Here is a 19,271-nt window from a genome sequence, read left to right as displayed (position 1 = left end):
TACCTGCAATTAGAGATGCGATATACACCACTTGTCGTGTTTTTAAATTGCTCTACTCTATGGCGCTTTTCCTATGAAATTATAAATACTATTACGCAAAACTTCATTTTTTTACGTGCACTAATATATTTCTGCGTAAAAGTAAAATCCTCAGTGTACTGAGGATTTTAGTCTTAACAGTTTTTTAACAGAAACCGATATCTCCCGTTCCTACTTATCTTTTCTTTTTGCAAATTGGAATTTGATGACTTCACATTCCTGTAATATGATACTCCAAATATTAATTACGCGTTATCAGCACTTTTCTGATGCTGGCATCCACAATTCCATGTAGCTACCTTCAGATGAACTGTCGTAGTACATTTCAGGAGAATAAACATCCATAGTTAATCCGTGTTTTTCAAGCCAAAGTCCACTATATTTTACAGCTTTATTGATGGCTACGGTTACAAGCTGTTCAAAATTTTCTGCTTCAAATCCGCAAACAATATATTCTCTCGCAGGAAGCTCCCATTTGACAAAGCGTGTATCTTCTGTTTCCTGTGCTACCTCCGTACCGGCAAAATAAGTGAAATAACCTTCAGGAGCATTGCCAAGATAAGCAACTCCCAGCTCGCGCCCTCCCTTTATTCGAGGAATAAGCTGTTTTTCTTGGTGGAATTTTCCCCAGACTTCACCAGGCATATCTACGCCCGTAGCTTCTCCCAGTGGCATTTGACCCACAATAGGAATGATCCCTGTCACTCCCATAAAAAGAATTGGTTGCTGGATTGTTTTACGGTTAAACTCCAACACAAGTCCATCACTTATAAGCGGGACACCTTCGTCAATCATTGTGTAGTTTAGCAATAAATCAGGCTTATCAAATTGATTGAGCATTACCGGTTGTTCGCGATATTCTTCCGGCGTCATTTTATAGGCTTCTTTGAATGCTCTTGTAAATGTTTCGTGGCTTCCAAAGCCGCAATCCAGCGCAATATCTAAAATGCGGTGTTGTTTATCAGCAAGCGACTTACAGGCACAAGCTAATCGGCGCAGTTTAATGTATTCTCGGACTGGTTTTTTAACAAGACGAGAGAATAACCTTTGATAATAAAAAAGAGATAATGCTGACTCTTTTGCAAGCTGTTTAATATCAATTTCTTCACTGATATTTGTTTCAATAAAATCCAATGTTTTTTGTATGGCTTCCCATGCGTGCATGATATGCACCTCCTTCAATAGATAGCATATCACTACTACGATTTGGTCGCTTGACCTGCTCTGCTCTTATTTTAAAAATTACTGCAGTATTCTCATTATTATCGTATCGCTTTCAAGGATTGTTTTTCCGAATATGCGCGGTGGCAAAAATCGTTTTTTCTTCAAGTTAATCATCGGCGGATATACCCCAAACCGTTCATAGTCAGGCGCAAAGGCACGCAATGCCACCTCCCAAAGAATGGGAATATCGCTTTTTGACATCTTTCTTACTGTTATCATAACTACTCCTTCCTATCGGCAAAGACAAATTCTTGTTTATTTGCTTGTTATTAAAATAATTGAAATTTATCCTATAAGTGTTTTATTAAAAATTGTTATTAAAACATTGTCTGGTATATCCTGATTAAGATAAATCTGCAACATACCTTTTGGTGTAATCTTAAATTGTTCCAATTGATGTTTATGTTCCATAATAGCTTTTGCTTCAATATTTATGTGGTCCTTAAATGGGATAATCCGAATGAACTTTTCTCCGACATAAAAACTAGGTAATCTTGCCCATAATCTCTCTTCAATCTCACAATGAACACTTTGAATAATCAGCTTCCTTAAGTCAACAAAAAGATTTTGTATATCTCCGCAATATTTTCTAATATAATCCTGAATATCATCATTCATCGTCTTTTCCTCCATAAAATCCTATTTATCACTCATCACACGAAGGGAACTCTGCAGTTTTTAATATATGTCCCTCTAAAATTAGTAATATTTTCAACTATTAATATGTTTCCAAAAAACCAAAAGCATAGTTTTGTTCTCTTACATCCATAAATATATATTTATCGTCACTTCTGATTAAAGTATATTCCTTACCATTAAAAGAGAATTCAATTTCCAACCCCCGTTTTATATCTTTCATAAAACTTTCTAATTTATAAATTTCATTCAATGTTATATTTTCTTTCATTAATACAAAGTACAATCATTTAATAAGGCACCTTTAAGGGACCTTCTCCTTCTTGTTCCAAACCGATCCTACAGCATTTTTAAATACATATCCAAACACTCATTGACATATCTTGCAAATAATTTTCCCATAGCAGAGAGATTGTTTTTTACATGATACTCATCAAATGCATTATAATAGAAAATACGGTCAGTAAACTTAATATCGATAGGTGGGAATCCGGCTTTCATCAGTTCCAAATTCACCAGCAGACGTCCTGTTCTTCCGTTTCCATCAATAAACGGATGGATACCTTCAAATTCAATATGGAAACGGGCCAGTTTTGTTACAATATGCTCTGTGCTTTCAGCATAATCACTCAATAGCTGTTCCATCTTAGGCTGAATCAGATACGGCTGCACAGGTTCATGCTTCGCACCCATAATGCGAACGGGAACGCGGCGGTATACACCACGATCATCCTTCTTGTCTGCAAGCACGAGGTAATGAATCTGCTTAATGATACTTTCACTTACCGGAACATTATCGTTTACCAATTCACTGACAAACTCAAAGGCCTCTTTGTGACCAATTGCCTCCATATGATCCTTTAATGGCTTCTTATCAATTGTAAGACCCCTGAGAACCAAATCGGTTTCACGAAGCGTCAGAGTATTACCTTCCATAGCGTTCGAGTTATATGTGTATTCTACAATAAACTGCTCCCTAAGTCGTTCCACCTCACCCTCTGTCAAAGGACGCATGGTGTCCAATTCCTTTTTTTTGCGGTCAATCATATCCAGCAGACTTTCGGTAGATTTATATCTTCCATCGACCGGTTTGACTGCATCTATCGGTATTTTCCAGCCTCGTCCTTCTTGATAGGCACCTGGAATTTTACCCTCATAACAAAGCACTCTTATTCTTCTATCTGAAATACCCCACTTTTCTGCGGCTTGCTTTACACTCATAAACATAGATATACCTCCAATCCATGGTATTATACCAAATTATCGGAATAATATCAATCAATTCGGAATAATATCATTAGGATTATCGGAACAATAAAAAACTATCCGAATCATATAGTTATTCTATTATTATTCTTTTATCTTATTAGCATGTTTTTCCTTTCTGAAAACAAAAAAAAGCCAGAGAATCAGGGTACAAAAAAGCATCTCAACTTTCTGGCTCTATTTGTTTCTCTGTTATATTTTTATTTCATAATCTTTGATACCTAAAAGTGAATTCGGTATAATTTTGAGGAATACATCTAAAAAATATGCTTCTGCATCAGTATTTTTCGCTTAAAAAGAGGACTAAAATATAGTCGTTGCCATGATTTATTTTTTCTTCCTTGCTAAATTATTTGTATCAATTGTATTTCGGAATACGTAAAAGCGGTCGTACAGAAATTCGAGGACGAAATTTGACAGCATGATAATTATTGTAACCAGGTACTCATTCCAGAGTAAGGTGTCTGCCAGATGGTTTCCGAGGAGGGTTGATGCCGGGGTGAACACGCAGTAGAAGCCGAAGGTTTTCAGCATGGCAGAGGATACATTGTCTGCAGAGCGAAATGTATATCTGCGGTTTAAGGTAAAATTCCACAATACGGACATAATTAGTGCTATTAAATAGCATAACCAATAACGCAAATTTGTCAGTTCATTGAGAAGGGAAAAAACAGTTATCTCTATTACTCCTGCGGAAGCAGAGAAAAGTGCAAATTTAATACCGCGAACTACTTCTTTTTTTACAGTTTGATTTTTTGCAATTTCATTATATTCGTCATTGTATTCATCTTCTTTTTCAGGTACTGCGTTCATAATATCCTCCATTGACTGTTATTTCATATCCGGCAATATATTTTATTTTAAGAAAAATCTCATAAGCTTATCTCTCTTATGGGAGTATGGTCTGTAACGGATGGGGATGTCAAGCCAGTTTGCTTTTTTTAAAATACTCCTGTAATGAGTAAATGTATCAAAGCTCTTTTTCCCGTGATAGCTCCCCATGCCGGAGCTTCCCACACCTCCGAAGCCCATATGGGGAGTTGCAATGTGAACAATGGTGTCATTAATACATCCTCCTCCGAAGGAACACTTATCGAGTACCTGTTTTTCAATGTGGGAATCCTTAGTAAACAGGTACAAAGCCAACGGCTTCGGTTGTTTTACGATATAGTCAATACATTCGTTGATATCCTCATAGGTGATAACGGGCAGAATCGGAGCAAATATTTCCTCCTGCATAATCGGAGAGTCCAGCTTTACATCATCTAACAGCGTTGGCTGTATAAATCTGCGTACTATGTCTGTATTTCCGCCCTCAACAATTTTACCGCTGTCAAGCAGTCTTGTTATGCGTTCGAAATGCTTTTCATTTATAATTGTGTTCATATCGTCCATTTCATGTCCGGGAAAAAAAGTTTCCAAAGCATGCTTATAAAGAATTATAAATTCATCTTTTATATCTCTGTGAATGAAAAGATAATCCGGAGCCACACAAGTCTGACCTGCATTCAGTACCTTGCCGAAGGCAATACGCTTTGCGGCAAGCTTCAAATCTGCCGTTTTATCTACGATAACCGGGCTTTTTCCTCCAAGCTCCAGGGTCACAGGCGTAAGATTCCTTGCGGCATTCTCCATTACCTGACGACCTGCCGCCGTGCTTCCCGTAAAAAATATATAATCAAATTTTTCCTCCAGCAGCATGGTATTTTCCTGTCTGCCTCCTTCTACAACGGCTATATATTCTTCGGTATAGACAGACCCGAGCATTTGTGCAATGGCATGGCTGGTAGCAGGAGCATATGCCGACGGCTTTACAACAGCCGTGCATCCTGCGGAAATGGCTCCCATAAGCGGCTCAAGACATAACTGTATCGGGTAGTTCCATGGAGCCATAATCAAAGCGACCCCATAGGGCTGAGGTGATATAAACGATTTGGCAGGAAAATGAGACAGGGGTGTGGGAACCTTTTTATCCCTCATCCATCCGGACAAATGCTTAATATGGAAGCGCAGCTCTTCCAGGACTATTCCAACCTCTGTCATATACACTTCCGAAGGGCATTTGTTCATATCCTTTTTCATTGCTTCATTAAATATGTTTTCATTGTTTTTTACGGCATCTTGTAATTTGCGAAGCATTGATATTCTGAATTCAAGACTTCTTGTACCGCCCTCACGAAAATATTCTCTTTGCCTTTCAACTAAGCTGTGAAAATTCATTTCCTACCACCTCAACATTCGTATGTAAATCTTTAAAGTTTTTCTTATTGCACTTGTACAACCTTTTGAACACCTGATAGTTTCTTTCATATACTGCTCTTGTTCTTTCGTTTGGTATAAAGGACTGCTCAACGGAAACGTATTCCTTTGCCGTCTCAAGTTTTTGGATAATTCCGAGACCTGTACCTATAACCGCCGCCGCACCTACGGAACCTACATTCTGAGGATTTGTGGTAACATCAACCTTATGTCCCGTTATATCAGCCAACATCTGTGCCATAACGGGAGAAAGGGCTCCTCCGCCAACAAACCGTATTGTATCGGAAACCTTTATTTTTTCCTTCTGACACTCAAGCATCCATCTCAGATGATAGCATACACCTTCCACCACAGCGCGTATAAGCTCGGTCTTACCCGTATCAAGGGTAATGTTGAAGAAAATCCCGGAAGCATCAGGATCCTCAAAGGGGCATCTGTTTCCGTGAAGCCACGGAGTAAAAATTACGCCACCTGCTCCCGTTTTTATTTTACTTATTGTTTCCATCAAATAGTCGTACAAGCTTGCATACAGAGTTTCCTTGCTTTCAGCCACGTGTCTTTTTTCTAAATATATGTCTATTTCGTCCAGGGCAAGGTGATCCTTCACCCATTCGAGACACTTCCCCGCGGTTTCCATTTCCGCAAAATAGTTGTAATGCTCACTTTGTGCTCCAACAATTGCAGCAATCATTTTTGATACATCAACTTTTTGTCTGTCCACAATTGTCGACACCCATCCGGAGGTTCCTAAGTATATGTGAGTATCTCCCGTCTCAACACAGCCTGCTCCTATTCCTATGAGAGAGGCATCGCCTCCGCCTCCGAAAACAGGTATATCGTGTACAAGACCCAATGCTTCTGATGCTCCCCGGGTAAGATATCCTGCTACGTCTGTTGATTTAATCACATCGGGAAGATGCTCCGGCCTGACTCCGTACATTTTGCAAAGCTCCATGCTCCAGCCTCTTTTTCCGTCTCTGGTATCATACAATAGTGTTGCAAATGCAGAATCCTCCGTCATTACAAATTTCCCGGTACATCTGCAAATGAGATATTCCTTTACATCCAGCCATTTATGCGTTCTTTCGAAGTTTTGCGGCTCATTGCGCTCCACCCATTTATATTTCCAGACCGGATCCTTGACGCTGGTGGAGGCAGCCCCCGTTATAATCAGACTTTTTACAAGCTTGAATACATTGGCTCCCGCAACCTGAATTCCATGTGCGATACCTTCCTTTATTTCCCCGACGGCACGCTGATCCATATAGCTCATGGGTCTTCTGACAGCGGAGCCGCTTTCGTCAACCAGTACAAGTCCCTGCATTTGCGAACAAAAAGATATACCATTTATATCAGACGGTTTTACATCTGCAGAATCAAACAGCTTCTTTGTGGTGGAGCACATGGCATTCCACCATTCATTTTCATCCTGCTCCGCCCCGCCGTTTTCAACCATGTAAAGACCATAGCCCTCATGCACACCTGCTATGAGCTCTATTTTTTCACCTATGCCGAAAAGGCAGGTTTTAACACCGGTAGTTCCTATATCATAAGCAATTACATATATCATATCCATATCCTTTTCTTTGTGCTCAGCACATCTGATCCCTATGAACAATCTCAGACCGGCTGAAGGTAAATGCAGATTCAATAAATTTCAACAGCTCTGAAACCACCATTTCATCATCATCAAAATCTTCTTTGCAATATACCCTTGCTCTTTCGGTATAATAATCACAACAGTAAGAAAACTGCAGCATGGTCAGCAGATTATCAAAGAAAAATGCAAAGAGCCTCGGGTTAATATCATTCCTTATGTCTCCATCCTTTATGGCTCTTTCAATAAATTCTGTGTACACCTTTGCGGTCATACTCTCTATCTCGGCAGCATACATGGATACATATTTCCTGCCGTTTTCCGAAGCAATCCTATTGTACATCTTGATATATACACCGTATTTCTTTGAGTAGTCCTGCACTGCACGTATCATCCTTTCAGCCCGCACTAAAAGCTTATCGTCGCTTTGCGTTACCTCATTCAAAACGGATTTCAGTATATCGAGGCTTTTTCTCAGGCAGGCATGGAAAAATTCTTCCTTATTTTCATAGTATTTATAAAGAACTCCGACGCTTATCCCTGCCTTTTTTGCAATTGTGTTGACATTTGCGCCCTCCGGTCCCTTTTCGGCAAATTCCTCTATTCCGGTTTCAAGCAGTTCTGAAAGTTTTTCCTCTGTCAGCTTTTTTAACATATTTAACCTCGTTGTTCTTTCATCTTAGAATATTTATTTTTATAGACAAATCGTTGTATATGGGCATCCATAGTACTTAAATAATCTGTTTTATTTATCGCCGCGGCATACAAATCGGCAGCACATCCCTTCCTCAGAATCATGACGGCCGCTTTTGCGTCGCTTTCGGTTTTTCCTGTGCAAAGAGCACCTTCATTCTCTAACAAAACAGCATTTTTGTTCCTTAATTCCTTTGCTGCAACCCTTGGATTCAGCAGGACGTTTTTTACTGTCCTGATATTCACACCCACAATCTGCACAAGGTCATCCATAAAGGGTCTTAGCTCCCGTCCGCTGCTGCTGACTTCCACTATCTCATCGTCAGTTGAATGTATAATATAAAGAGCATTGCAGGATTTATAAATTTCAGCATGAAGGACTGCTGCCTCAGGTGCCACTTCCGGCATTTTTTCTATCAGATATTCTGAAGATTTGCCGTTGCATTCAAGAATAAACCTGTTTCCTTCACGGCAGCTGCTTCCGTAATTGCGGATTCGCCCCGCACTTTTTTTATTTTTGCCGCATGACTGCTCATATATATCCTTTGACATTTTTTCAAGAGTCTTTGCAATTTCAAAAGAATTTTCAAGATCCTTCCCCATGCAGATTGTTCCGTGATACTTCATCAAAACAGCCTTGCAGACCGGATTGCCACTCAATGCCTTGACAACATTTTTACGCAGCTTACCCGTAGATGACATTCCATAGGACGCACATGGAACAATATCCCCTAATATCTGTTTATATTCATCATTGACCGGCACAATGTCTTTCCCCTCAATACTGAGGACAGAGGCCATCTGCTGATGTGTATGAATTATATAATTAACATCCGGGCGCAGCCTGTATGTATCCGCATGTATTCCCTTTTCACTGGAGGGTTTTATATCTCCCTCATAGGAACAATCGGCAATATTAACCTCCACTATCTGCTCAGGTGTAAGTGTTTCATACGCAAGACCGCTGGGGGTTATAACAAATTTGTCGTCGGAAATACGGGCGCTGATATTGCCCCATGTCCTTGCAATAAGGCCGCTTTCCGCCAATATTTTCCCTCCGCGGATAACAAGCTCTTTTGCTTCTTCAATTGAATACTTCATAATTGACTCCAATCTTTCACAGCATCAGGATAAATCCAAAGGTCCGCATTTGGATAAAACACGGTCAAATCTTACCAACACATCGTCTATCATTTCCTCTGTGTATGCGGCACTTGTATACAATCTTGAACCGGCTAATGTTACAATTCCTTCTGCCATATATGCGGCTCCCATATGCTCCATTTCCTTTTGACGTATGCCTGTTTCCTTTAAAATATTGGGAATTTTCCACGGTCTTTTCCAATCCACGGCAAAATGCATTGTTCCCGCATTATCCAGGTGACAAATCGAGCCCTGATTAAATGCCACAAACGGCAATTCATACTTCCTGATTATTTCCTGCAATCCCTCAGTCAGACGGTCTCCCATGCGTCCTGCGGTCTCGCAGGCATTTGTTCTTTCAATTTCGCACAGGGTATAATAGCCTGCCACGCAGGATATGGGTGTTGCCGCCATTGTACCTCCGCACATGGCCTTGGGTATTTTCTTGCCGGACGAATCAAGACCTGCGCCTAAATGAGCCATACAGTCCTTGTGTCCTCCGACTCCTCCTGCACCTGGATAGCCTCCCGCAATTATCTTTCCGAAAATCGTCAGATCAGGATCTACACCGAAATAGCCCTGAGCACCCCTTGCTCCGATACGAAATCCTGTAACAACCTCGTCAAAAATCAAAAGTGCCCCATACTGATGACAAAGTCTCTCCGCTCCCTGTATAAACTCCTTAGAAACAGGACGTGTACCGCTCTCCGGTCCCATGGGTTCAATATACACCGCTGCGGTGCCTCCGTACATTTTGTTTTTTCTCAACTTTCTTTCAAGGTCATTCAAATCATTTGGGAAAAATTCATCCGTGTGCCTGAATACGAAATTCGGCACACCCTTTGACATCATACCCTTAGTGCCCGGTACACGCATACCATAGGCAAGCTGATCAGACCATCCGTGATAAGCTCCTCCCATTTTCAGAATATTCTTCTTTCCCGTTTTCAACCGGGCAATACGCGCCGCACACATGCATGCTTCCGTTCCTGAGCCCAGCATACGGAACATATCCACAGAGGGCACCATCTCAGATATTTTTTTGGCAAGCTTGTATTCATATTCGTGAAAAAGACCGGTCGAAGGTCCGCATGTATTTAAAAGTTCGATTACCTGTTCTCTGACGGCATCCGGATTGCTCCCTAAAATTGTAGGTCCTCCTGCCTGCAGCAGATCATAATACCAGTTTCCGTCGACATCGTACAGCTTAGCTCCTTCCGCCTTAGTTATAACGATGGGAAAGGGATAATTAAATGCAAGATTGTGCTGCACACCTCCTGGTATTATCTGCTTGGCTTCATCAATCATTGCCTTGGATTCAGTGCATTTTTTATTGAAATAGTTTTCGACGTAATCATCCAAAAATGTTTTCCGAATCGAATACACAGGCTTTTGAATCAACTCATCAAGCTGCTTGGTAACCTTTTCCGCATCAAGGTAATTATCAATTGCAAATCCATTATAGGCCAATTTTTACACCTCCATTCTCGTGAATTATAATTCACGTCTTGCGTATATTATATGCTGACATATATTTCTTGTCAAGGAATATATGTCAGCATATTATTGTACTCCTGTAATCCTTAGGAGTGCATCCTACCTTTTTCTTGAACACATCAGTAAAATATCTTTTGTTGCAATAACCGACGGATAATGAAATATCGGATATCAACATATTGGTTTCCTCAAGCAATTGTTTTGCCTTGCTGATCCTTAATTCCGTCAGATATTGTGAAACACTCATCTCTACCTCACGATTAAATATACTGCTTAAATAGGATGGACTGACATTGACATAGCTTGCAAGATAAGCCACCGATATATCGCTTTTATGAAAGCTTGTGTTAATTATTCGTATTGTTTTTTGTATTAACTGACTGTATCTTTTATCTTTTTGATTTATTGTATAAATAATTTTTTCAAATAATAACACAAGCTTTTCTGTGAATGTTTCTATTTTTTCATAATTGGAGTAATCAAAAAGATAATCAACGTTATCCTGCAAATTAATCCCATATGCTATACAACATTCAAGGTAGAAATTTTTTAAAAACAAGGCTGTGTCTTGCAATGAATAAAAATCAAAACTGAATTTTATCCTGTTGAGCATTAATTCTTTAATGAGGTTTTTGCATGCATCATAATTACCGCTGTTGATAGCTGAAATAACACTTTGCTTTAATTCGCGCATATCACTTTCCGTATTAAATCTTTGAAGTTTAACTTTTTTCTTATGAGTTATAACCACCGGTTCCATATAGAAAAAATTTAATTTTGATAAATCAATAAGCTTTTTAAGTTCTGCTGCTATCTGATGAAGATTTGTTGGTTCTTCGCAAAAATATATCTGATTGCAATAAACTCCATCATACAAAAAATGCTCGCAATATATCAATTGAAGACAATCCTGGGCATATTGAACTATCTGAGAAGGTAATATATCAGTGCTGTTTTTTTTGCTGAATATAATTACAATTTGCTTATCCTCATACAGATGCAAGAAAATTTCGCCCACATATCCGCGTTTTTTAATGTGCTCTGAAAATTTCTTTTCAAATTCAACATATATATGCATGTATTGATTTGTACTTACACCGTATTTGCCTGAATAAACTGACTTTTTCAGTCCGGTCAGACATACATAGCAATCATCACGACTGAATTCATAGGAATGTTCTCTTTCTCTTGTCATTAAGTTGTCTACATAATCAATATTCTGACCTGAAACTAATTCATTTAAGAAAACCAATCTGGTATATGAATTTTTCGAATCTCCTGTCACTTCATAATACATTGCTATCAACTCCTTACAAATAGGATCTTGTCAATTATGGCAAGATCCTATTCAGACTTAATGCTTATTATTTCATTATTTCTGTGCCTGCTATACGCCCGAATGTAACTATGTCAGAAATAGCATTTCCGCCCAGACGATTGGCTCCATGAATACCGCCTGCAACTTCACCGGCTGCATATAAGCCTTCAATAACCTGTCCAGAAGAATTAATTACTTGTGCCTTTTCATTAATTTCTATACCACCCATTGTATGGTGCACCTTCGGTGTAACATAATTTGCATAATATGGTCCCTTTTCTATCTTATTACCAAAAACCTTTCTGCCAAATTCTTCATCGACACCTTTATCAACAGCAGCATTGTATTTATCCAATGTTTCCTGTAATGTTGCCGGATCAATGTTTAATTGCTCAGCCAATTCTTCTATCGTATCAGCTTTATACATCAATTTACCATCAATTAAATCATTAATTACAAAGCCGGCATAAGTGACACCGCCCAAACGCTCGTCAGCTTCCTGAGTGTCCGTAATCCAGTAGCAATAGCTCCCCGTCTGATCCAGAGTTGCTGAAGCTATTTCATCTCTTCTTCCGTCTTCCTTAACATATCTTTTACCCTCGGCATTTACATATACAATGTTGTTTATAGCTGCAGAAAAGTCTTGTTTATCTGCATTAGTCAGCATTTGTATCCATTCCATACCTACTAAATTTGCATCTGCTTCCAACGCCATTGTTATTCCGTCCCCTGTAGCAGAAGACACATTTGTTGTTTTAACACTTTCATCTAAATTAGGCCAGAATTCATTATATTTCTGTCTCATTTCAACATTGGCTCCAAAGCCTCCTGTAGCTATGATTACACCTTTTTTCGCTCTTGCTTCAAAAGTATCTCCGTCACTTGTTACGCCTTTTACTCCAACAACCTTGCCTTCTTCAGAAATAATATGCTCAACCTTATGGTTAAGCTTAACTTCTCCGCCCATTTCTTCAACCTTTGCTGCCTGTGGCAATACAAATGAAGCGCCCTTAGGTCCCCAAACATCACCTGTAGGCATATGGCTTCGATTCCATGTAGCACCGATAGCCGCAGTGAGGTCATCCTTCCATACAGTACCTATCTCTTCTAATAATTTAACACTTTCTACTGCTCCTTCGGCATATTTATCAATCAGCACCGGATTACCAACATAGTCTCCTCCCACATAAGTCTGAAGCTTATGCAAATCAGGTGAGTCATATAAGTATGTGCTTCCGCTGGCTATATATGCGTCTAAATCTGACTTGACAGATTTCTGCCAAGCAGACATATAATCATCAACCGGCTCTAATTCTAACAATTCCTGAATTTTTCTCATTTCCGAATCATTCATTGTCATATTCTTTTGCCTTTCAGGATCAGCTGCATTCATTGCACTGCCTGCCGCAATTGTATTTCCTCCTATAGAACCTGTTTTCTCCAAAATAACAACCGTGCCGCCTGCTTGTAATGCTTCGTATGCTGCTGACATGCCGGCTCCTCCTGCTCCTATAATTACAACATCGGCTTCATAGTTTAAAGCTTGCTGAACTCTTTCTTCGTCCGGTGACGGAGCCTTGGTTATATCTGCCTCTGCTGCTCCCGCAGCTAACAGTGCCATTTTTGCGGCTTCTAAAATTCCCTTGCTTGATGCGGTACATCCGGAAATTGTATCTACAGCTACCGTTTGTTTTTCAATAATTCTGTCCGGCAATGTATTAAATGCGGGATCTGAGACCCCTATACTTTCTTTATGATCTTTAATTTCAATACTTTCAATTTTATTTTCACTTACGGTTACAGCAACAGTTATATTGCCGTTGAAGCCTTCAGCTGTTCCTTCGTAAGTACCCGGATTAAACAGTGTACCGTTTGAAGGTGCATCATTCGACGGAGCATTTGTGCCTTTATTGCATGCTCCAAGCGAAAATAACATCAATACACATAACAATAACGCAATACCTTTTCTAAACATTTTTTCCTCCCTTGATTGATAAAATATTAACTAATTAAATCTTATCATAATTAATGTTTTGCACAAGTGCTAAAAACTTTAGAAAGGTCAGAAATAATTAATAGTTAACCATATCTAATAATAACTGAAATATAAAATATTGCAAACATAAAAAAACAAGCTGTAACAACTGATATGTTGAAGAATATAATAATAGCAATGTCCATAAAATACACCGTTCTGAAAAAAACAGACACCTTGTTTCAGACTCGAAACAGCTGAATATGAAGTATTGCTTGACATTGCGAAAAAAGCTGCTTCTCTCCAAAAGCATTCTCTTACGAATATTATCAAGCATGAAGAATATACGCTTTTAGAGGAATAATCAATATGAATCTGAAGGCAAGGGGATGATGCAATGTCCACAAAGCTGACTATGTCCTTCAAATGTGCGGAAGGAAGTACCCTCTCCTGTAATATAGATGATCCATTGGATGAATTGACGGCAGTACAAGTAAGTACTGTTATGGATGATATAATTGCCGCAGACGCACTTGATATAAAAGGCGGCCTGAGAGAAAAGGCATCCGCGGAAATCATAACAATTATGACAAACAAATTATTCTAAATAAAATATAGGGGGCGGACAAGCCCCCTGTAAACTCTTCCAAATCGCTTACTTTTTCTTTACAGGAATCCACATTTCACTGTAATAGTTCTCGTCCTGCACTCCACATTCGTACTTAGCAGGATCTTCATACATCTCGATACAGTATCCCGCTGCTATTTCGTAATCCTTGCAATTTGGTAACCACTCTGAGTAAATCTTTTTGTTCACGTCCTGCATTACTTGCGGCATTGCACCTTTGCAGGAAAATACTGCCCATGTAAATTTTGGAATAACCTTGGTTACAAATCCATCCGGAATATCCATAGCGGGATTATAATTATCAGCTATGAGATACTCAAACTCATTACCCTGCATGGATTCATCAGCATTAATGCCGTACATTGGGCATATTGCCTTGCCCGCTGACATCTGATGAAACTCACCCCAAAGTTTTGGTACGTCCTGCATTGCGTTCTCGTATTTGAACGTTCTTTTTAGTCCAACTACGGTGAACTCGTCTTTTTCTGCAATCTTGTAATCCATAGAATAGCCTCCTTTTAAAGTAAATTTGATCGAAAGCGGAGCAAAGGATTTAATACTCGCTCCGTCTTTTCGCACAGCGGACGGTGTGCATCCATGAAAACGAACAAATGCTTTTGTGAAACTATCAGGAGAATCATAACCGTATTTTAGTGCAATATCTATGATTTTATTATCGTTTGCAGCAATTTCACTGCCCGCAAGAGCCAACCTGCGATATCTGATATAATCACCCACCGTAAAATCACATAGCATAGCAAAACCCTTTTGAAAATAAAAAGGTGAAATATACACTTTTTTTGCTATATCATCTATTGTGATTTCTTCAGTAATATTTTCTTCAATAAAGCTTATCGCATCACTGATGCATTCTGTCCATCTCATATCAATCACCTCCTGCCTGTGTATTCAATTATAGAATATTAGGAGTTTGCCTTCCCGACTTTTTGTGCAAAAATTTGTCTGTTCTTTTTCTCTTGGATACTCTTCTGTTTTAATATATAATTCAACTGCTTTATCAAGTATTCTTGCTGTCATTTCATCTTTCTTGTCAAAATTGATAACATTTCTATACAAACTTCTAAGACAGAGTATTTAGGCGTCTCTTTTACTACGCTTTCCATATATGACTAACCAAAGACTTTCTCTCACCTTATAGATTTACCCTATACATCAAAATTACGGTCTCCACGTGCCTTGTTGCTGTGATTCTGATGACCATAAGACCTGATACCACCTTGGTGGCAGAGTATATTTCCAACCTTATACCAAATGTAATTGACTTAAATCTCCATAAAGCGTGTACTTTGTAGATAATTACTCATCGTAACTTTCTAAAAACAGATCAAAATCACTCTTGAATAATTGGTCTTGCACAATGCCGTATTTTTCAAATTGTGTTTCGGCATAAAGTTTTGCCTGTTCTGCTGATATTTTCCCTGCATCCATCAACAAGTCTCTTCCGTTGAACTCTATAAAACCATCCAAGCGATTTGACCAATCTTCCATTGTCATCGGAATGTTATTCTCCGCTTGTACTTCTGCATAATCCAGATACATTGAAACTAAGCGATTCAAAAAGTCAATTTCTTTTTCCGTTAAATAGTTTTTGGCAATGGAAACATCGAATTTTTGAATTTTTCCTTCTGGTTCCGATTTCCAAGTTGTCAATCCCATATTCTTTCGATCCGCATCTGCTCTCTCCGTAATTATTTCTGCTGCCGTATGTCGATGAACGGCATAATGTAGTTTGTTTTGCACCTTTTTAAAAAATTCTTTTGTTGTCTTGGATGATTTGTCATAATCGATAGCTGTTGAATAAATATCTGTAACTTTTTGATAGAACATACGCTCAGATTCACGAATTTCACGAATTCTGACAAGCTGTTCTTCAAAATATTGATTCGTCAATTTGTGCCCAAGTTTAAACCGTTCATCATCCATGACAAAGCCTTTTATTGTGTAATCTTTTGCGATTGTGATGATCCATTTACGGAATTGCACAGCTCTTTGATTATCAATCTTAAATCCAACAGCAATAACAGCCTGTAATGCATAGAATTTCACTTTATATGTTTTTTCGTCACTATCAGTATGTGCAAAAATTGCACATACTGAATCTTCCTCTAATTCATCATCCAAAAATACCTTTTTTAAATGTTTTGTAATCACAGACCGATCAACCCCATACAGTTCTGCCATCATTTTTTGTGTCAGCCATATATTTTCATCTTGGTAACGAACTTCAACGGAGCTTTCACCACTTCCGGCAACAAATGTCAGATATTCTGCCGCTGCGGAAACAGGCAGATTACTTTCCTTATAGTCTGTCAAACTTTTAATCGCTTTATTTCTTTGCTCTTCTAGTTTTTTGATTTTTGTTTCTCTATCATCAAATTTCATAATCAATTGTCTCCAACCCTTGGCATTTACGCTTTCATTATAAATTCAGCAGGCGTAAATGTCAATTTCTTATATTGTATTAGCATGGCTCTGCTTTCCGAAAAATCTAATAATCCTGTTTCTCGTCAGTTATATCCTTGAACCAGCCGTGCGATTCTACATAAGATTTGTTCGCCACGGAATTTGTGCAACAACCTGTTGCACAAATTCATTCCCCTTAAATATTTTTACTTTGTAATTTTATTTAAATCAGACTTCCGTATCAGTCGAATGTATGTTCTCACATTATTGTACTATAATTTATAAACTTTTGCAAGAAAAATAAGGATATAAAAGTCTTTCACTCTCATATCCTCAATCTCAGCATATTTCTATTATTTATTTCTCTAATGAATTAATTGTTTTCTTATGCATCAGAATCACGGTCTCCACATGCCTTGAATAGACAATAATGATGTCATAAAAATCCACCGGTTCCTTGGTGGAAGAGTGCTATTCTCGAAAATAGTTCACTAAAATCCAAACCTTCTAACTTTCACCTTCACACTTATATTTTAGAAGTGTCATACTTTCTATTCAGCACCTTATAATGTTACTACAACTTTACCAGCAAGTAAAAATTGTATGCAATAAAACTCTAAACCTCCCGTAGTTTCAAAGCTTTGTCTAAAAAGTCATTTTAGGTGGCTCAAAAACATAAGCTAAAATAATATACTAATCCAACTATTCGCTGAGCCCTTCCTCACACTTCAAAATCTGGTCTTTATAACCACAATCCCATCAATAAATTAACCACATAAATTTCTTAAACAATATTTAGATAATCTATTCATTAAAAACATTTTATTCATTCTACTCTTAGTTATAATAAGATTCATAGTTAAATTCTCCATCTTGATCGTAATCTAGTTCATTGTCTTCATCATAGTTTGGTCCATACTCTTCATCGTAATCATCTTCATAGTATGGTTCTATATCATCATGACCCAGTGGATCTGATGAACTTATGACTTCCAGTTGACCAAATTCAATTTCTGTTGAATCAGTATCAAGCATCTTATTGTTCTCATCATGCTGCCCTGATAATATTTCAATAGTAACTCTTGCATCTACTATTGCCACCATCGATCCGCTAAGTTCAATATTTTCTTCTCTGCTATCATAATGATAATTATGATCAACAGAAGCTTCAAACTTTACTTGGCATTCAATTTCAACATAATCATCAAAAACTTCAAAAATCGAGTTATTAATATCAACAGATTCAATACAATCAATCATGACAAAATCTGAGTTATATTCTGAATTTGCTACATTGGATAATTCATCTTGAATTTCTCCATACATATTACTGTGAATGTAGTCTTCAATTTGTATAACTAATTCGTCATTACGTTCCAGAATATTAATTAAGTTACTTATATCCTTACTTACCATCCCCGCACTCAATGAAACAAAATCGTTAAAGTAAAGAATATGTATTACTGCTCCAAATTTTTTAGCTTCTTGTAACAATTCACCTCTTACATCTATAATACTATTTCCTTCTAATGAAAACCAATCTTCTTTTTTATCTCTAGTAATAAATAGTATTGGTCTTTTAGTTAGTTTCGACTTCTGTAACAATTCTTTCCAAACAATCAAATCACCAAACTCATTATCGTCTTTTTTATGGTCGCAATATCCAGGTGGAATTTTATTCTCATATCTTTGTATCCCTTCTTCTTTTATTTGAGCTATTTCTTCATCGTTAAATACATTTGATGTTTTCTTACACAGTTCATGTTGAAAAATCTTAACTAATCCTGATTGAATAAATTTTCTATTCTCATCTGATGTTTCCTTAGCTCTAGTATTAAACTCTGAAAGCATTGAATAAAATAGTTCATTTGTATTAGCAGAAGTGATCACATCAGCCAATAATTCGTGTCCTTCCTCTCGAAGTTCATTAGAGAGGGTTATAAACACATTATCGATTTTTGTAACACTATTAGTAAGAGTCTTTTGAAATTTATTAAGTCTTCCTATAGAACCATAATCATTATTGTCTGAATAACTAAAATTTTTAACCATTTCACATTGGGCAACTTGAGGCGTTATCCAAATGCGATCTTCAGCAAACAATAACGTATCCATTACATACTTAGCTAACTCCGCATTACATTCTTGCAGAAAAATCAATGCTGACGTATCAACCGATATTATCCCTTCGTTCCAAATTCTCTTAAATTCTTTTGTGCTATTTTTATCCATGGTTGTCCCCTTAAGTTTTATTCCCGTTTTATATCATCTGCAAGATACTTCTGTAAGTTTAAATTTTCCAACATACTATCATAATCATGATATATACTTCCATCTCATTTTGTCTGATTTTTATGCATACTTTAGAACCAAATAAATATATTTGTTTTATTTCACTATGTTTCTTTACTATTTGCATATAATTTCTTTCAAATCCCAATTAATTTGTTTATATTGTCCAACATGCATCTACCCTTTCATAACATAGTCATAATGTATCATTATTTGTTATAATTCTATTCAAGCTGCACCGCATATTAAACGTTCGGTTTATAGACAATAATAAATGTCA

At 37.8% G+C, this 19,271-nt stretch carries 17 protein-coding genes; 1 reads left to right on the top strand and 16 read right to left on the bottom strand.

Annotation, left to right across the window (positions count from 1 at the left end; translation table 11 throughout):
• Nucleotides 1–294: 294 nt before the first annotated feature.
• The 13 genes from RT412_RS08460 to RT412_RS08400 all read right to left on the bottom strand — a co-directional run bounded on the left by RT412_RS08460 (nt 295) and on the right by RT412_RS08400 (nt 13,647).
• Nucleotides 295–1,203: an AraC family transcriptional regulator gene (locus tag RT412_RS08460; protein ID WP_313340021.1), complete on the bottom strand. Its 909-nt coding sequence runs from the start codon at nt 1,201–1,203 to the stop codon at nt 295–297.
• Nucleotides 1,204–1,281: 78 nt separating this feature from the next.
• Entirely contained in the window at nt 1,282–1,482 is a 201-nt protein-coding gene (locus RT412_RS08455) for a hypothetical protein (protein WP_313340019.1), read from the bottom strand.
• Between the two features lie 66 nt (nt 1,483–1,548).
• Complete coding sequence (locus RT412_RS08450) at nt 1,549–1,881, bottom strand: DUF1801 domain-containing protein (protein WP_313340017.1); 333 nt, start codon at nt 1,879–1,881, stop codon at nt 1,549–1,551.
• Nucleotides 1,882–1,981: 100 nt separating this feature from the next.
• Complete coding sequence (locus tag RT412_RS08445; RefSeq protein ID WP_313413255.1) at nt 1,982–2,122, bottom strand: hypothetical protein; 141 nt, start codon at nt 2,120–2,122, stop codon at nt 1,982–1,984.
• A 116-nt stretch (nt 2,123–2,238) separates the two neighbouring features.
• The gene (locus RT412_RS08440) at nt 2,239–3,126 is read right to left on the bottom strand and encodes a Fic family protein (protein ID WP_313340015.1); all 888 of its coding nucleotides are present in this window, start codon (nt 3,124–3,126) and stop codon (nt 2,239–2,241) included.
• 366 nt (nt 3,127–3,492) lie between these two features.
• On the bottom strand, nt 3,493–3,978 hold the full coding sequence (locus tag RT412_RS08435; protein ID WP_313340014.1) for a GtrA family protein: 486 nt from the start codon (nt 3,976–3,978) through the stop codon (nt 3,493–3,495).
• A gap of 42 nt (nt 3,979–4,020) precedes the next feature.
• Nucleotides 4,021–5,385, bottom strand: a complete 1,365-nt coding sequence (locus RT412_RS08430) for an aldehyde dehydrogenase (protein ID WP_313340012.1) — start codon at nt 5,383–5,385, stop codon at nt 4,021–4,023.
• A complete protein-coding gene (locus RT412_RS08425) occupies nt 5,363–7,000 on the bottom strand; it encodes an FGGY-family carbohydrate kinase (RefSeq protein ID WP_313340010.1) in 1,638 nt (545 codons plus the stop codon). The genes RT412_RS08430 and RT412_RS08425 overlap by 23 nt, the downstream gene beginning before the upstream one ends.
• A gap of 16 nt (nt 7,001–7,016) precedes the next feature.
• Entirely contained in the window at nt 7,017–7,676 is a 660-nt protein-coding gene (locus RT412_RS08420; protein WP_313340008.1) for a TetR/AcrR family transcriptional regulator, read from the bottom strand.
• Between the two features lie 2 nt (nt 7,677–7,678).
• Nucleotides 7,679–8,815: a class II aldolase/adducin family protein gene (locus RT412_RS08415; RefSeq protein ID WP_313340006.1), complete on the bottom strand. Its 1,137-nt coding sequence runs from the start codon at nt 8,813–8,815 to the stop codon at nt 7,679–7,681.
• A gap of 24 nt (nt 8,816–8,839) precedes the next feature.
• Nucleotides 8,840–10,327, bottom strand: a complete 1,488-nt coding sequence (locus tag RT412_RS08410) for an aminotransferase class III-fold pyridoxal phosphate-dependent enzyme (protein WP_313340005.1) — start codon at nt 10,325–10,327, stop codon at nt 8,840–8,842.
• A gap of 85 nt (nt 10,328–10,412) precedes the next feature.
• Nucleotides 10,413–11,651 (bottom strand): AraC family transcriptional regulator, encoded by a 1,239-nt coding sequence (locus tag RT412_RS08405; RefSeq protein ID WP_313340004.1) that lies wholly within the window; start codon nt 11,649–11,651, stop codon nt 10,413–10,415.
• 67 nt (nt 11,652–11,718) lie between these two features.
• Nucleotides 11,719–13,647 (bottom strand): flavocytochrome c, encoded by a 1,929-nt coding sequence (locus RT412_RS08400; RefSeq protein WP_313340002.1) that lies wholly within the window; start codon nt 13,645–13,647, stop codon nt 11,719–11,721.
• A 397-nt stretch (nt 13,648–14,044) separates the two neighbouring features.
• On the opposite strand from RT412_RS08400, the gene RT412_RS08395 reads away from it, so the two are divergent.
• Nucleotides 14,045–14,254, top strand: a complete 210-nt coding sequence (locus tag RT412_RS08395; protein WP_313340000.1) for a DUF2922 domain-containing protein — start codon at nt 14,045–14,047, stop codon at nt 14,252–14,254.
• Between the two features lie 48 nt (nt 14,255–14,302).
• On the opposite strand, the gene RT412_RS08390 is transcribed toward RT412_RS08395, so the two are convergent.
• The 3 genes from RT412_RS08390 to RT412_RS08380 form a co-directional block, all read right to left on the bottom strand.
• Complete coding sequence (locus tag RT412_RS08390; protein ID WP_313339998.1) at nt 14,303–15,160, bottom strand: AraC family transcriptional regulator; 858 nt, start codon at nt 15,158–15,160, stop codon at nt 14,303–14,305.
• 432 nt (nt 15,161–15,592) lie between these two features.
• Nucleotides 15,593–16,678 carry a virulence RhuM family protein gene (locus RT412_RS08385; RefSeq protein WP_313413252.1) on the bottom strand — a complete coding sequence of 362 codons (1,086 nt, stop codon included), beginning with the start codon at nt 16,676–16,678 and terminating at the stop codon, nt 15,593–15,595.
• A gap of 858 nt (nt 16,679–17,536) precedes the next feature.
• Nucleotides 17,537–18,931, bottom strand: coding sequence for a PIN-like domain-containing protein (locus RT412_RS08380; RefSeq protein ID WP_313370952.1), 1,395 nt, complete (start codon nt 18,929–18,931; stop codon nt 17,537–17,539).
• Nucleotides 18,932–19,271 lie beyond the last annotated feature (340 nt).

The sequence above is a fragment of the Sedimentibacter sp. genome (genome assembly GCF_032080165.1).
Classification (GTDB): domain Bacteria; phylum Bacillota; class Clostridia; order Tissierellales; family Sedimentibacteraceae; genus Sedimentibacter.
The sequence above is the reverse complement of the archived record's forward strand: the minus strand, read 5'-3'. Positions and strand labels throughout refer to the sequence as shown.

Bases quoted from the DNA above. Each gene is read 5' to 3' on its own strand.
- RT412_RS08450 (WP_313340017.1), bottom strand. From the start codon at position 1,881: ATGAATGATGATATTCAGGATTATATTAGAAAATATTGCGGAGATATA.
- RT412_RS08425 (WP_313340010.1), bottom strand. From the start codon at position 7,000: ATGGATATGATATATGTAATTGCTTATGATATAGGAACTACCGGTGTT.
- RT412_RS08430 (WP_313340012.1), bottom strand. From the start codon at position 5,385: ATGAATTTTCACAGCTTAGTTGAAAGGCAAAGAGAATATTTTCGTGAG.
- RT412_RS08385 (WP_313413252.1), bottom strand. From the start codon at position 16,678: ATGAAATTTGATGATAGAGAAACAAAAATCAAAAAACTAGAAGAGCAA.
- RT412_RS08400 (WP_313340002.1), bottom strand. From the start codon at position 13,647: ATGTTTAGAAAAGGTATTGCGTTATTGTTATGTGTATTGATGTTATTT.
- RT412_RS08390 (WP_313339998.1), bottom strand. From the start codon at position 15,160: ATGAGATGGACAGAATGCATCAGTGATGCGATAAGCTTTATTGAAGAA.
- RT412_RS08445 (WP_313413255.1), bottom strand. From the start codon at position 2,122: ATGAAAGATATAAAACGGGGGTTGGAAATTGAATTCTCTTTTAATGGT.
- RT412_RS08435 (WP_313340014.1), bottom strand. From the start codon at position 3,978: ATGAACGCAGTACCTGAAAAAGAAGATGAATACAATGACGAATATAAT.
- RT412_RS08405 (WP_313340004.1), bottom strand. From the start codon at position 11,651: ATGTATTATGAAGTGACAGGAGATTCGAAAAATTCATATACCAGATTG.
- RT412_RS08440 (WP_313340015.1), bottom strand. From the start codon at position 3,126: ATGTTTATGAGTGTAAAGCAAGCCGCAGAAAAGTGGGGTATTTCAGAT.
- RT412_RS08380 (WP_313370952.1), bottom strand. From the start codon at position 18,931: ATGGATAAAAATAGCACAAAAGAATTTAAGAGAATTTGGAACGAAGGG.
- RT412_RS08395 (WP_313340000.1), top strand. From the start codon at position 14,045: ATGTCCACAAAGCTGACTATGTCCTTCAAATGTGCGGAAGGAAGTACC.
- RT412_RS08460 (WP_313340021.1), bottom strand. From the start codon at position 1,203: ATGCACGCATGGGAAGCCATACAAAAAACATTGGATTTTATTGAAACA.
- RT412_RS08420 (WP_313340008.1), bottom strand. From the start codon at position 7,676: ATGTTAAAAAAGCTGACAGAGGAAAAACTTTCAGAACTGCTTGAAACC.
- RT412_RS08415 (WP_313340006.1), bottom strand. From the start codon at position 8,815: ATGAAGTATTCAATTGAAGAAGCAAAAGAGCTTGTTATCCGCGGAGGG.
- RT412_RS08455 (WP_313340019.1), bottom strand. From the start codon at position 1,482: ATGATAACAGTAAGAAAGATGTCAAAAAGCGATATTCCCATTCTTTGG.